At 45.5% G+C, this 13,375-nt stretch carries 10 protein-coding genes; 3 read left to right on the top strand and 7 right to left on the bottom strand.

The window, feature by feature from the left end:
- Window positions 1–19 precede the first annotated feature (19 nt).
- Window positions 20–1,963, bottom strand: coding sequence for a DNA mismatch repair endonuclease MutL (gene mutL / locus K4I03_RS10605; protein ID WP_227965232.1), 1,944 nt, complete (start codon window positions 1,961–1,963; stop codon window positions 20–22).
- Between the two features lie 184 nt (window positions 1,964–2,147).
- Between mutL and K4I03_RS10600 the strand changes: the two genes are divergently transcribed.
- Both K4I03_RS10600 and K4I03_RS10595 read left to right on the top strand, forming a co-directional pair.
- Window positions 2,148–2,588, top strand: coding sequence for a LytTR family DNA-binding domain-containing protein (locus K4I03_RS10600; protein ID WP_002911426.1), 441 nt, complete (start codon window positions 2,148–2,150; stop codon window positions 2,586–2,588).
- A complete protein-coding gene (locus tag K4I03_RS10595) occupies window positions 2,585–3,055 on the top strand; it encodes a DUF3021 family protein (RefSeq protein WP_002911424.1) in 471 nt (156 codons plus the stop codon). The genes K4I03_RS10600 and K4I03_RS10595 overlap by 4 nt, the downstream gene beginning before the upstream one ends.
- Before the next feature lie 48 nt (window positions 3,056–3,103).
- Here K4I03_RS10595 and mutS read toward each other — a convergent pair whose 3' ends face one another.
- A complete protein-coding gene (gene mutS, locus K4I03_RS10590) occupies window positions 3,104–5,653 on the bottom strand; it encodes a DNA mismatch repair protein MutS (RefSeq protein ID WP_227965230.1) in 2,550 nt (849 codons plus the stop codon).
- A 78-nt stretch (window positions 5,654–5,731) separates the two neighbouring features.
- Window positions 5,732–6,169 (bottom strand): arginine repressor, encoded by a 438-nt coding sequence (gene argR, locus K4I03_RS10585; RefSeq protein ID WP_002902018.1) that lies wholly within the window; start codon window positions 6,167–6,169, stop codon window positions 5,732–5,734.
- Window positions 6,170–6,469: 300 nt separating this feature from the next.
- Between argR and argS the strand changes: the two genes are divergently transcribed.
- A complete protein-coding gene (gene argS, locus K4I03_RS10580) occupies window positions 6,470–8,158 on the top strand; it encodes an arginine--tRNA ligase (protein WP_227965229.1) in 1,689 nt (562 codons plus the stop codon).
- 31 nt (window positions 8,159–8,189) lie between these two features.
- On the opposite strand, the gene nrdI is transcribed toward argS, so the two are convergent.
- The 4 genes from nrdI to malQ all read right to left on the bottom strand — a co-directional run bounded on the left by nrdI (window position 8,190) and on the right by malQ (window position 13,243).
- Window positions 8,190–8,678: a class Ib ribonucleoside-diphosphate reductase assembly flavoprotein NrdI gene (gene nrdI, locus K4I03_RS10575; RefSeq protein ID WP_002908478.1), complete on the bottom strand. Its 489-nt coding sequence runs from the start codon at window positions 8,676–8,678 to the stop codon at window positions 8,190–8,192.
- A 62-nt stretch (window positions 8,679–8,740) separates the two neighbouring features.
- Complete coding sequence (locus tag K4I03_RS10570) at window positions 8,741–9,259, bottom strand: ABC transporter permease (RefSeq protein ID WP_002908476.1); 519 nt, start codon at window positions 9,257–9,259, stop codon at window positions 8,741–8,743.
- Window positions 9,260–9,437: 178 nt separating this feature from the next.
- Window positions 9,438–11,699: a glycogen/starch/alpha-glucan family phosphorylase gene (glgP, locus tag K4I03_RS10565; protein ID WP_227965226.1), complete on the bottom strand. Its 2,262-nt coding sequence runs from the start codon at window positions 11,697–11,699 to the stop codon at window positions 9,438–9,440.
- 32 nt (window positions 11,700–11,731) lie between these two features.
- Window positions 11,732–13,243 (bottom strand): 4-alpha-glucanotransferase, encoded by a 1,512-nt coding sequence (malQ, locus tag K4I03_RS10560; RefSeq protein WP_002908474.1) that lies wholly within the window; start codon window positions 13,241–13,243, stop codon window positions 11,732–11,734.
- Window positions 13,244–13,375 lie beyond the last annotated feature (132 nt).

Raw genomic sequence — 13,375 nt, 5'->3', positions numbered from 1 at the left:
GTTTGATCTTCTATACAGTTTAGTATTTCCCCAACTCCCGCAGGCTAGTATGATTTTCCTGAATGCGGCGGAACATTTTTTCCATATCCGACTTGGTAAAGTTGACTAAGACCGGTCGGCCGTGTGGGCAGTTGTAGGGATTGTCACACTGGGACAGCTGAAAGAGCAAGTCACGCGCAGAGTAGTCATCCAGACTGTGATTGGCCTTGATGGAGCGTTTGCAGCTCATCATAATGGCTAGCTCTGCTCGATATTTCTTGATAGAAACTTCCTTGGTCAGGAGAAGCATATCACACATCTCATAGATACCTGCTTCAATCTCCTCTTCCTTAAACCAAATGGGATGCTCACGGAGGATAAACTGGTTGGCTCCATACTCTTCTAAAAAGATGCCAGCGTCTTCTAACAGCTCTATCCGCTGCTTGATCCGCAGTATATCGTCCGCTAGAAATTCAAAGATATAGGGCACTAAGAGCTGCTGCTGGCTATTGTCCACATCTCCAATCTTCTCCCGATAATACTCATACTTGACCCGCTCCTGGGCAGCATGCTGGTCAATAATGTAAAGACCACCCTTGCCCTGAGCAAAGAGATAAGTGCCATGCATCTGGCCGAAATATTCTAACTCTGGGAAGCTTGACTTCTCTTCCTGCTCCAACTTATCCACAGCCCGCTCCAGACTGACCTGATCAAGCTCTGGATGGTCTAGTTGGTCATAGCTAACTGGCTTTCTCTCTGCAAATTTGACCGAAGTTGGTTGTGGCTCTGCTTTTTCATTTGTCGCTTCATGAATAGGCTCCGCTGATTCTTCGAAGGATAGCTGCTGCTCGGCCACCTGTGGCTTGAGGAAGAAGTCATTCTGCTCCTTATCGTAGTAGAGGCGATTTTCTTTCAGCGGGAGGCTGGTCTGTTCGGGCTTAGTCGCACGCTTAACAGTTGATTTGGCTAGATTTTCCAAAGCATCCGGGATAAGATCCTGCTCCTTGAGACTGGTTGCAATAGCTTGCGAAATCAAGGCCATGAGTTCCCGCTCTTTAGAAATTCGCACCTCTTGCTTGGTCGGATGGACATTGACATCGGCCAGATAGGGGTCAATCTGAATATTGATGACCGCGAGTGGAAAGCGACCTACCATAAGCTTGCTGCCGTAGCCGTCCAAAATAGCGCGATTGAGCAGGAAATTCTTAATGTAGCGGCCGTTGATGAGAATGGTAATATAATTCCGATTCGCACGAGTCAGCTCAGGCAAACTGACATAGCCACTCACTTCAAAATCCAAATCCGATGCAGAGATTTCCACCATTTTCTTAGCTGTTGCCAAACCATAGATTCCTGCAATAGCCTGACGCAGATTACCACTGCCGGCAGTCCGTGTCATTTCGCGGCCGTCACTGATAAGGGTGAAAGCCACTTCCGGATGGGCCAGACTAAGCCGATTAATCACATCAACGATATGGGACAGCTCAGCCTGCTGACTCTTCATATACTTGAGCCGGGCGGGAGTATTGAAGAAGAGATCTTCTATCTTGATTTTCGTTCCCACCGGACTGTTGGTAGGCTCATGCTCTTCAATTTCACCGCCTTGGGCAACTAGCAGGGTCCCGTGCTGGCCGGCTTCAGTCGCTGTCTCAATGGTAAAACGCGAGACAGAAGCAATGGAAGGAATGGCCTCGCCCCGAAAACCCAGTGTCCGAATCCGAAAGAGATCCGCCTGCTTCTTGATTTTACTGGTAGCATGGCGTCGAAGGGCCAGAGGAACATCTTCGTGGTCTATGCCTTCGCCATTATCCGTTACCTGAATGCTCTTGAGTCCGGCCTCCTCGATTTCGATGGTAATCTGGCTTGCACCCGCATCAATTGAATTTTCCACTAGCTCCTTGACCACGCTGCTAGGCCGCTCAATGACTTCACCGGCCGCAATCTGATTGGCTAGAATTTCTGGAAGTTCGATAATTTTTGACATCTTTTTCTCCGTATTTGTTCTGCTATCTATTATAACACATTGGGCTCTTTCTATCAGAAGGCAGCCTTTTCTCAACCACTATACTCTCAAGCCAAGCCATATAGACACAAATAGCTGCCACATAGACAAAAGGGCTTGTTTTCTCTGCCGTGTTGCGGTTTAATAAAGGTGAAAGGAGGAAGTTATGAAAGTTAAGCTAAGAATCGATTCTCAAGTTACCGAAGACTCCGTCAGCATTGAGGCTCGCCTCATGACAGAAAATATTCAGGAATTGGTCCACTTTGCGCAACATCTGGGTAAAGAGGACAAGATCCATGTCAAGAAAGAAGACGAAATCTATCTGCTGGACGCTAAGGAAATCCACCGAATCTATACAGAAAATCGCCAGGTCCGGGTCCGAACGGCAAAAGACAGCTATCGAGCTCAACAAGCTCTTTATCAATTGCTGCAGGTCCTACCGGAATATTTCCTGCAGATTTCTCAGTCGGAGATTATCAATAGCCGACAAATCAGCCACCTCAAGCTGACTCCAAATGGTCTGATTCAAATATTTCTGAAAAACGGCGACCAGACATACTCGTCCCGCCGTTATCTCAAATCCATTAAAGAAAGGTTGCAATTATGAAAACTCGTCTTAAAGAACTCTTTTTCGGAGGAATTGGAGGGATTTTCATTGGTCTCTTCTTCTCCATGATTGTTTCTTATTTTTACAATCCAGCTTATCTACCGCTTCACCCCCGCTCTCCTATCGGTCTCTTCTTTTTGAGCCAGCATGTCCATGTTTCCCTCATCATGCTCTACTGCCTCCTTATATGGTTTGTCATGGGAGCTATTTTCAGATGGAGTGGAAACTTCTTCCAAAGAGACTGGAGCATCCTGCGCTCCGTCGTTAGCCACTTTGGCGTGATGATTCTGACCTTTGCACTTTTGGCTAATCTAGCTGGATTTTTTCCAAGAGAAAAAATACTCAGCCTGACACTGACTGCCGTCGGGGAATTCACCCTCATCTATCTAATCATTTCAGGTGCCATCTACTACCGCACTTACCGCAACATTCAAAAAATCAATAGCGGTTTGTCTGGCAAATCGTGAGAAATAAAAAGAGCAGACTTGAGGCATTCACAAGTCTGTTCTTTATTTTTACAACTTCTTCTTCAACTCAGCTACCACCGCCATGACTTCCAGGGGAGTCATATTGTAGATGTCCAGGTCTCGGAGTTCAGTCAGGACCGGATTTTCCGGCCCTTCTGCAAAAAGAGACATCTGCTCCGCCACTTGTGACTGTTTTGGGCTGGATTCAGCAGGAAGCTCTGAGTCTAGACCGGTGCCCTGACTCTCCAAATGACTCAAAATGCTATCCGCCCGCTCCAGCAATTTCTTAGGAAGTCCGGCAATCTTCGCCACATGAATTCCGTAGGACTTGTCAGCCGGACCTGGCTCAATCTTATGCAGGAAAGTCACCTGCCCGTCCTTTTCCAAGGTTGCCACATGGACATTTTCCAAATGCTCCAAGCTATCCTCCAAGGCTGTCAGCTCATGATAATGAGTGGCAAAGAGTGTCTTGGCTCCAGTATAGTGATGAATATGCTCGATAATAGCCTGAGCTAGCGCCATCCCATCGTAAGTCGCCGTCCCACGGCCCAGCTCATCAAAGAGAATAAGCGAACGCTCGCTAGCCTGTCGAATGGCCCGATTGGCCTCCATCATCTCCACCATAAAAGTGGACTGGCCGGACACCAAATCATCTGCCGCACCAATACGAGTGAAAATCGCATCGAATAGTGGCAGACTGGCAGACTGAGCGGGCACATAAGAGCCCATCTGTGCCATAATAACGATGATAGCCAGCTGGCGCATATAGGTCGATTTCCCGCTCATATTAGGCCCGGTAATCAGCTGAATGTCTGTTTCCTGGTCCAGCAGAATACTATTTGGAATGTAGCTTTGGGCACCCATGACCTTTTCCACAACAGCATGCCGGCCTTTTTCAATCTGCAGATGACGCTCCGCAGTAAAGACAGGACGCACCAAATGCAGTTGTTCTGCCACCGCAGCAAAGCTCTGCAGGACATCTACAGCTGCCAGCGTTTGTGCCAAGGCCTGCAAGCGCTGGATGTATTTACCAGCTTCCTCACGAATCCGCATGAAAATCTCGTATTCCAAATTAGCAGATTTTTCACGCGCCTCCAACATCTCTCCCTCAATCCGAGCCAGCTCCTCCGTTCCGAAACGCTCAGAATTTTTCAGGGTCGCCTTGCGAAAGAAATGACTAGGCACATGAGCCAGTTGGGAATTGGTCACGTGGAAATAGTAACCATCTTTTTTATTGTAATCAATCTTCAGATTGCTGATGCCGCTATTAGCACGTTCTTTGACTTCCAGCTCTGCAATCCATCCGGTCCCCTCCCTCAGCACAAGCCGATACTGATCCAAGGTCTCATCAAAGCCTGTCCGAATGATATTGCCCTCGGTGATGATATGGGGGGCATCCGGCGAAATAGCCGAGCTAATCAAGCCCGCCAACTCTGGAATAGGATCTAAGCCCTCAATCAAACGAGCTAGATGCGGGCTGCCGATTCCTTGCAAGATAGCCTTAATCTGAGGCACATTTCCCAATGTTGCTGCCAGCTGCAGCAGATCCTTGGGATTGGTCTTGCCAAAAGAAACCCGACTAGCCAACCGCTCGATATCATAGACTCCCTTGAGGCTCTCCGTCAAATCACTCCGCTCAAAGAAATGATCCAGAAAAACCTCAACGACATTCTGCCGCTGGCTAATTCGCGCTTCATCAATCAGCGGACGCTGGATCCAAGAGCGCAGCATACGGCCGCCCATGGCCGTCTTGGTCTCGTCCATCAGCCAATAAAGACTGCCGTGTTTCTTACCCGAGCGAGCATTTTCTGTCAAATCAAGACTCGCCTTGGTGGCATAGTCCATTTGCAGAAAGTCCTTGATTTCATAATGCTGGGCCTTCTTTAAATGGCTGAGCTCCCTCATCTGGGTCCGGTGCACATACTCCAGCAATTTCCCCGCTGCCTGACGCTCCATAGGAGACAGCTCCTCGCCCAGCAGCTGAACATCGTCCAAAGCTGTCTGTACATAGGATAATAAGAGGTTCATCTGCCCAGCCAAGACCTGCTCCTCAGCTTCTGGCAAGGCATAGCCCAGCACCACTTCCCTAGCTTTCAAATTGCGGATTTCCCCGCAGACCAAGGCAAAGTCCTCTAAACTAGTCACCTGAAACTCACCGGTCACCAAGTCCATATAAGCCAGACCATAGAGACCGTCTGAGTAATCCAAAGCCACCAGAAAGTTATTCGCAGAGTCCGGCTTACTGGAATCCACTACTGTCCCCGGTGTGATAACCTGAACGACCTCCCTCTTAACAACTCCCTTGGCTTCCTTGGGATCTTCCATCTGCTCTGCAATCGCTACCTTATAGCCTGATTCGACCAAAACATCAATATACTGCTGAGCCGAATGATAGGGAACTCCGGCCATGGGAATAGGATTTTCTGCATTTTTATTGCGGCTGGTGAGGGAAATCTCTAAAATCTGGGCGGCATTGACCGCATCATCATAAAACAACTCATAGAAATCCCCCATCCGAAAGAGCAAGAAAGCATCTGGATAGTCCTTTTTGATATCCAAATACTGCTGCATGCCTGGCGATAACTTTTCTACTGCCATCTCTATCCTTTCTAAAAACAAACGAGGTCAGGACTTCTGTCTCAAACCTCTCCATTTTTCCTGAAAAAACTGTGACTCTTACATCACTTCCTGTATTTGCTCTTCAATCTCCTGAGCAGCTGCCTGATCCCGGCAAACCACTAAAAGAGTATTGGCACCCGCAACGGTTCCCAGAATGCGGCTATCGAACGAGCTATCCACGACATTGGCCAGCACTGTTGCCTCTCCCAGGCCCGTACGAAGAACCAGACTAAACTCTGCCCTGGCCACACTCTCCACATGCTTGGCTAAAAACTCTATAAAATCGATTTCTTCAGTCTCATGCGCCAAAACATAATAAGTCAGCCCCTTCTTCTTAACCTTAGTCAGGCCGATTTCACGAAGGTCACGCGACAGGGTAGTCTGTGTTACATAAATCCCTTGCGCTTCCAGACGATCCTGAATCTCCTTTTGCGTTCCTAGTTTTTCCTCCTTAATCATCGTTTTGACTAACTGATGACGGTCATTCTTTCTCATTTTTACCTCATTATTGAATATTTAGAAGCTGCATTCATGAAGAATACTCCATCCGATCAAAGACTGCTTCTCCATCAATCTAGGCAAAGATTTGCAGGAATACTGAGAATAAACAAAAAACTTTAACCAAGAGTAACAGAGAAGGAAGCATTTAGATGAAAAGGTCATCTATAAATACAGGTTCTTATCCCTCTTATTATATCAGAAAAATTCCTATTAGCCCAAAAATTATTCCCAAAAAAATTGAAGATTCCTTGAAAAATGTGATAAAATAATAACAAAAGACACAAAGGAGCAAATATGGATAACAAACAGTTGATTGCCGGCGAATTGGCCAAGGTTATTGACAGCCTTAATCAAGACGCTATTTTAAATTTATTGGAGCAGCCAAAGAGCTCTGAACTTGGCGATATCGCCTTCCCAGCCTTTTCTCTGGCAAAGACTGAGCGCAAAGCTCCTCAAATCATCGCTGCTGATATCGCTGAAAAGATTGATACAGCGCATTTTGACAAAGTCGTTGCGACTGGTCCTTATGTCAACTTTTTCCTCAGCAAGGCTGAAATTTCTGGCCAAGTCATCAAAGAAGTCATCAAAGACGGAGCTGATTATGGCCAGCAAAACGAAGGAAATAATCAGAATATCACCATTGACCTGTCCAGTCCAAACATTGCCAAGCCTTTCTCAGTCGGCCACTTGCGCTCTACTGTTATCGGTGACGCTCTTTCCAACATCTTCCGCAAGATTGGCTACAACACCATCAAAATCAACCACTTGGGAGACTGGGGCAAACAGTTTGGTCTCCTGATGGTAGCTTATAAGAAGTGGGGAAGCCAGGAAGCTGTTGAAGCCAACCCAATCGACGAGCTCCTCAAACTCTACGTGCGTATCAATGCCGAGATTGAAAACGACCCATCTCTGGATGAAGAAGGCCGCCTTTGGTTCAAGAAGCTGGAAGATGGAGACCCAGAAGCAACTGAGCTCTGGCAATGGTTCCGCGATGAAAGCCTGACAGAATTCAACCGTATCTACGAACTCCTAGGTGTCAAGTTTGACAGTCTAAACGGCGAAGCCTTCTACAACGACAAGATGGACGAAGGGATTCAAATCCTCGAAGAAAAAGGGCTTTTACAGGAATCCAAAGGAGCTAGCATTGTAGACTTGGAAGACTTCAACCTTCCGCCTGCTATGATTAAAAAATCAGACGGTGCTACCCTCTACATTACACGTGATATCGCAACAGCCATCTACCGGGCTCGCACTTACAACTTTGTCAAAAATGTCTATGTTGTAGGTCAAGAGCAGGCCAACCACTTCAGACAGCTCAAGGCTGTTCTGAAAAAGATGGGTTTTGACTGGAGCGATGACATGATTCACGTTGACTTCGGTCTGGTGACTAAGAACCGTCAAAAACTGTCTACACGTAAAGGAAATATCATCCTTCTCGAACCAACTCTGCTGGAAGCTATCAGCCGGGCTAAGAGCCAGATTGAAGCTAAAAACCCAGATTTGGAAAACAAGGAAGCTGTTGCTCGCGCAGTTGGAGTCGGAGCAGTTAAGTTCTACGACCTCAAAACCGACCGCCGCAATGGTTACGATTTTGATCTGGAAGCTATGGTTTCTTTCGAGGGAGAAACAGGCCCTTACATCCAGTATGCCTATGCTCGTATCCAGTCTATCCTGCGCAAGGCGAACTTCCAGCCAGATGCAGCGGCTACATACAGCCTGAACGATCCAGAAAGCTGGGAAATTATCAAGCTGCTCCAAGACTTCGGTCGCGTTGTCAAGCGTGCTGCTGATAACTATGAACCATCTCTGATTGCCAAATACGCTATCAGTCTGGCTCAAGCCTTTAACAAATATTATGCGCACACGCGGATTCTGGATGAAAGCCCTGAACGCGACAGCCGTCTGGCTCTCAGCTACTCAACAGCTGTTGTCCTCAAAGAAGCTCTACGTCTGCTAGGAGTAGAAGCGCCAGAAAAGATGTAAGCTTAATTTAGAACATCAAAAAACGAAAACCTCACTGGTTTTCGTTTTTTTCAATATGATAGAGCTCCTCAATAATCCCCGCAACCTTCTTAATGTCTCCCAACATGCCGCGCATTTCAAAATCAGCCAAAACCGGAAATCCGAACCGCTCTGAGTATTGCTTGGCTGTCAGACAGTATTGGTTGTTAAAGTTACGATTGCCGCTGCCAATGACCCCCAGACACTTGCTGGCATTCTGACCATAGGCGATAAAATCCCCTACATCGGTTGTCAGAATTTCTACATCGCCATTGTCCACACCATTGCCACCCTCCAGATAAGTCGGCAGAAAAGCGATAAAAGGATTGTCCATTTCAAAAAAGGGAATTCCTTCCTTTACCAGGTCTTTGATATGAATCTTCTCTACTTCTAGGCTTGGATGCTGCTCCAGCAAATAGTCTGTCAGCCGACGGACGAAACTCTCTGTATTGCCGCTCAGGCTGATGTAAACCAAGGAAACCTTTGTCATTTTACTCTCCATTCTAAAAAATAACAGATATTGCTTCTTAAAATTGTAAGCACTTATCTGTTATTTGTCAAATTTTATTCGTTTGCAGCTAGTTCCGCTTTTTCAGCCTCTTTTTGCTGCTGGATTAGCTTAAAGACGACGATTGAAAGATAAATTAAACTGATAATAAAGCCCAGCACTGTTCCTAAAAGAAGGCTGTTTGAATGCGTTGCAATGTTTTCAGGGCTTGTAAATACCTTGCCAACAATTCCTTTCGATGAAATATAGACGTAAACTTGAGATAACAAACTGACTAGTATATAAACGATATAGCTAATATTAGCCATCTGCAGATTTTTTCTAACCAAAAAGACGATAGATGCTATTAACAGAGCCGTCATAACGAAAAAAATAATCATATTCATTCCATTACGAAGAAATTCAAAATAAAGTTGATTAAACTGATTTGTCTGATCACTCAACTCTTTTGAGAAATTTATTTGTGTATAATCTACCTCAGAAAACTTGGAGAAAAAACGGCTCCATACTCCCAGTAAAGTTCCGATTGCTGACAATCCCAGCAAAACATAAAGATAAATTGGTTTCTTTTTCATGAACGCCTCCTGTAAAGAAATATTTTCACTTATTATACACCGAAAAGAAAAAGCTGACAAGACCAAGAAGCTTTCACCTTTTCAGAAGCCTACACAATAGCAAAATCCTTATTCATATCTTCGATTAAAAAATCAAAGCCGAAACACTGCTGTCTCGGCTTTTTTGATTTAAAGAATATTAGCTATTCAAGTGCCATACTTCTTCTTCGTATTGAGCGATAGTACGGTCAGATGAGAAGAAACCAGCTTTGGCGATATTGACGATGACTTTGTCCATCCAAGCATCGCGGTCTTCATAGTCAGCCAGCATACGCTCTTTCACTTGGATATAGTCTTCCAGATCCAGCAGGGTCATGAACCAGTCCTTACTGATCAGTTCATTGTAAAGACGTTCCAAGCGTTCAGCTTTACCAACTGCCAATACTTCATCGCTAACGATAAAGTCAACCAATGGCTTGATAGCTTCACGTGCATAGTACTCACTAGACTTGTAAGCGGATTTTGCGTAGAGGTCAATAACAGTCTCAGAATCTTCACCGAAGATGTAGATGTTGTCTTCGCCGACCAGCTCTGCAATCTCAACGTTCGCTCCGTCCATAGTACCAAGAGTCAAGGCACCGTTAAGCATGAACTTCATGTTACCAGTACCAGATGCTTCCTTAGAAGCCAGGGAAATCTGCTCAGAAATGTCACCAGCTGCAATCAAGAAGCTAGACGCTGTAACGTTGTAGTTTTCTACCATAACTACTTGCAGGTGTGGAGCTACTTGAGGGTCATTAGCAATCACTTCTGACAAGCAAAGGATGAGGTGGATGATGTCCTGTGCAATCGTGTAAGCAGGAGCAGCCTTACCACCGAAGAAGACAGTGATTGGACGAGCAGGGATGTTACCAGCCTTGATGTCCAGATACTTGTGGATAACGTACAGAGCGTTCATTTGTTGGCGTTTGTACTCATGCAGACGCTTGATTTGGATATCAAAGATAGATTCTGGATTGATTTCCACACCTTGTGCTTCCTTCAAGTGACGAGCCAATTTACGCTTGTTGTGAGCCTTGATGCCTTCCAATTTTTCTTTAACATTTGCAGCGCCAGTGAATTCCAACAAGCCTTCGAGCTTAGTTGCGTCATGGTGCCAGTCGCGACCCAGCAACTCATCTAGATAATGAGACAGACGTGGGTTGGCATGCATGAGCCAGCGGCGGAAAGTAATACCGTTGGTCTTGTTATTGAATTTTTCAGGGTAGATATCGTAGAAGGCTTTAAGCTCAGAGTTTTTCAGGATTTCTGTATGCAGAGCAGCAACACCATTGACACTGTATCCGTAGTGGATATCCATGTGCGCCATGTGCACACGATCGTCCTCATCAATGATTTGCACTGCTGGATCTACGTATTTAGCCTTAACGCGCTTGTCAAGCTCTTTGATGATTGGTACCAGATGCGGTACTACTTCTTTCAAGAATTCCAGAGGCCATTTTTCAAGAGCTTCAGCTAGAATCGTGTGGTTCGTATAAGCAGTCATCTTCTGTACGATGGCAATTGCTTCATCCAGATCCAAACCACGCTCAGTCAAGAGACGGATCATTTCTGGGATAACCAGAGATGGGTGGGTATCATTGATTTGGATGACAGCATAGTCTGCCAAGTCGTGCAGGTTGCTGCCTTTTTCAATCGCTTCGTCAATAATCAGCTGAGCACCATTTGAAACCATGAAGTACTGCTGGAAGATACGGAGCAATTCCCCTTGCTTGTCACTATCATCTGGATAGAGGAAGAGGGTCAAGTTGCGAGCGATATCTGTCTTATCAAAGTCAATACCATCTGTGATGATATCTGCATCCACTGAGTCCAAATCAAAGAGACGAAGACGGTTCTTAGTTTCTGTCTTATAACCTGGCACATCAATATCATAAAGAGTAGATGTCAGGGTGAAGTGAGCAAAAGGCACTTGGTAGCTGCGGCTAGAGCGAACCAACCAGTTTTGCTCAGTCAGCCAGAAGTTAGGAATCGTTGTCTGTTCGTTGTTTTTCAAAACCTGTTGGAAAAGACCAAAGTGGTAGTTCAGTCCTACACCATCACCATTGAGACCAAGTGTCGCAATAGAGTCCAAGAAGCAGGCAGCCAGACGGCCCAAGCCTCCGTTACCCAGAGACGGCTCCAACTCAACTTCTTCTACCTCGATCAAGTCTTTACCAGCATCTGCCAACTCTTGCTTCACATCATCGTAAAGCCCAAGGTTGATCAAGTTGTTAGACAAGAGTTTACCGATCAGGAACTCAGCTGAGATATAGTAGAGTTTTTTCTTACCAGTATTGACTGGCTTTTGAGCGCTGGCTAATTTAGTGTAGTTCAAAAGAGCCAGGTAAAGTTCTTCGTTGCTGCAATCAGCAAGATTTTTTGAATAAGTATTTTTGATATAAGTTTGTAAGTTTGACATGATTACTCCTTTCAAGTCTAGTTAACTATTCTTTATTTGTTAATTAAATCGGTATTCATACGACGGTAAGTCTTGGTCAAGCTGTAAAGCTCACCTTCGACAATTGGATTCAGCTCTTCAGCTGTCATCCGCCAAGTCCAGTTACCACCAATTGTGGATGGATAGTTCATCCGTGCTGCACTGTCTAATTCCAGTAGGTCTTGCATGGTCGCAATGGCCATAAAGCTGACTGAAGCAAAGATTGTGCGCAGCATTGCATGAGGTACTGTTTCGTACTCCTTACGGTTGGTGTACTGTGCCATGTACTGGCGAGTAGCGTCGTCAATCTCATCCTTGTACCAGCCCAGAACAGTATTGTTATCATGGGTTCCTGTATACATGACTGAGTTGTTTGGCGCTAGATGCGGACTGTCGATACTTTCATCATCAGGATTGAAGGCAAATTGCAAGATCTTCATTCCTGGGAAACCAGTACGCTCACGCAGTTCAATCACTTCATCCGTCATAAAGCCTAGATCTTCTGCGATGATATTCAAATCACCCAAGGCTTCCTTGACTGCAGCAAAGAGCTTGTAGTCTGGGCCTTTAACCCATTTACCAGTAGCAGATGTATCTGAGTCAGCAGGCACTTCCCAGTAAGACTCAAAGCCGCGGAAATGGTCGATACGGACAATGTCGTAAATCTTGAAGCTTTCACGCAGGCGCTCAATCCACCAAGCATAACCATCCTTATCCATAGCTTCCCAGTCATAGATAGGATTGCCCCAAAGCTGGCCAGTTTCTGAAAATTCATCTGGCGGACAGCCTGCCACACAAGTTGGCTTGCCAACAGCATCTGTCTTAAAGAAGTGCGGCTGTGCCCACACATCAGCACTGTCAGCTGCCACATAGATTGGCATATCTCCGACAATCTCGATGTGATGTTCATTCGCATAGGCTTTTAATCTTAACCACTGCTTAAAGAAGAGATACTGGGTCACACGATGGTAGGTCAGCTTGTCAGCCAGCTTCTCACGATAAGAAGCGAGACTAGCAGCATCACGGCGGCGGATGGCTTCATCCGGCCACTCTGTCCAAGCTAGATTATCAAAATGCTCTTTGATAGCCATGTATTCAGCGAAAACTTCCAACCAAACTGCATTTTGCTCTACAAAGCTCTCATAGTCAGATAGATCATCTGCTTTTAAGAAGCGAGCTACCGCTTTTTCCATGATTGGACGGCGAGCATCGAAAATCTTTGCATAATCCACTTTTCTAGGATCATCTCCAAAATCAGCTCCCTTGACATCTGCCTCGGTTAACAAACCTTCTTCTATCAGAATATCAAAATCGATAAAGTAGGTATTTCCCGCAAAAGCAGAGAAAGACTGATAAGGAGAATCCCCATAACTGGTCGTTCCCAGTGGCAAAATCTGCCAATAGCGCTGCTTGGTGCGAACCAAGAAGTCTACAAAATCATAAGCACTTTGGCCAAAAGATCCGATACCGTACTTGCCCGGAAGGGATGAAATGTGCATGAGCACGCCGCTTTGACGTTTTTTCATTTTGTCACCTCGTTATTTTTTCCTCTACGCCTTTTCATTTTTACTTAATGCAAACGTTTGCGTCGACTTGATTATAACCTATTTTTTTTTTTAGTGCAAGGGGTTTTTGAGATTTTTTTCAATTTATTGGTT

It is taken from the genome of Streptococcus sanguinis (assembly GCF_020729725.1).
GTDB classification, from domain to species: domain Bacteria; phylum Bacillota; class Bacilli; order Lactobacillales; family Streptococcaceae; genus Streptococcus; species Streptococcus sanguinis_V.
This window is presented reverse-complemented; position numbering and strand designations above follow the sequence as displayed.

Coding starts and splice junctions, on each gene's coding strand:
- mutL (WP_227965232.1), bottom strand. CDS start 1,963: ATGTCAAAAATTATCGAACTTCCAGAAATTCTAGCCAATCAGATTGCG.
- K4I03_RS10600 (WP_002911426.1), top strand. CDS start 2,148: ATGAAAGTTAAGCTAAGAATCGATTCTCAAGTTACCGAAGACTCCGTC.
- K4I03_RS10595 (WP_002911424.1), top strand. CDS start 2,585: ATGAAAACTCGTCTTAAAGAACTCTTTTTCGGAGGAATTGGAGGGATT.
- mutS (WP_227965230.1), bottom strand. CDS start 5,653: ATGGCAGTAGAAAAGTTATCGCCAGGCATGCAGCAGTATTTGGATATC.
- argR (WP_002902018.1), bottom strand. CDS start 6,169: ATGAGAAAGAATGACCGTCATCAGTTAGTCAAAACGATGATTAAGGAG.
- argS (WP_227965229.1), top strand. CDS start 6,470: ATGGATAACAAACAGTTGATTGCCGGCGAATTGGCCAAGGTTATTGAC.
- nrdI (WP_002908478.1), bottom strand. CDS start 8,678: ATGGAGAGTAAAATGACAAAGGTTTCCTTGGTTTACATCAGCCTGAGC.
- K4I03_RS10570 (WP_002908476.1), bottom strand. CDS start 9,259: ATGAAAAAGAAACCAATTTATCTTTATGTTTTGCTGGGATTGTCAGCA.
- glgP (WP_227965226.1), bottom strand. CDS start 11,699: ATGTCAAACTTACAAACTTATATCAAAAATACTTATTCAAAAAATCTT.
- malQ (WP_002908474.1), bottom strand. CDS start 13,243: ATGAAAAAACGTCAAAGCGGCGTGCTCATGCACATTTCATCCCTTCCG.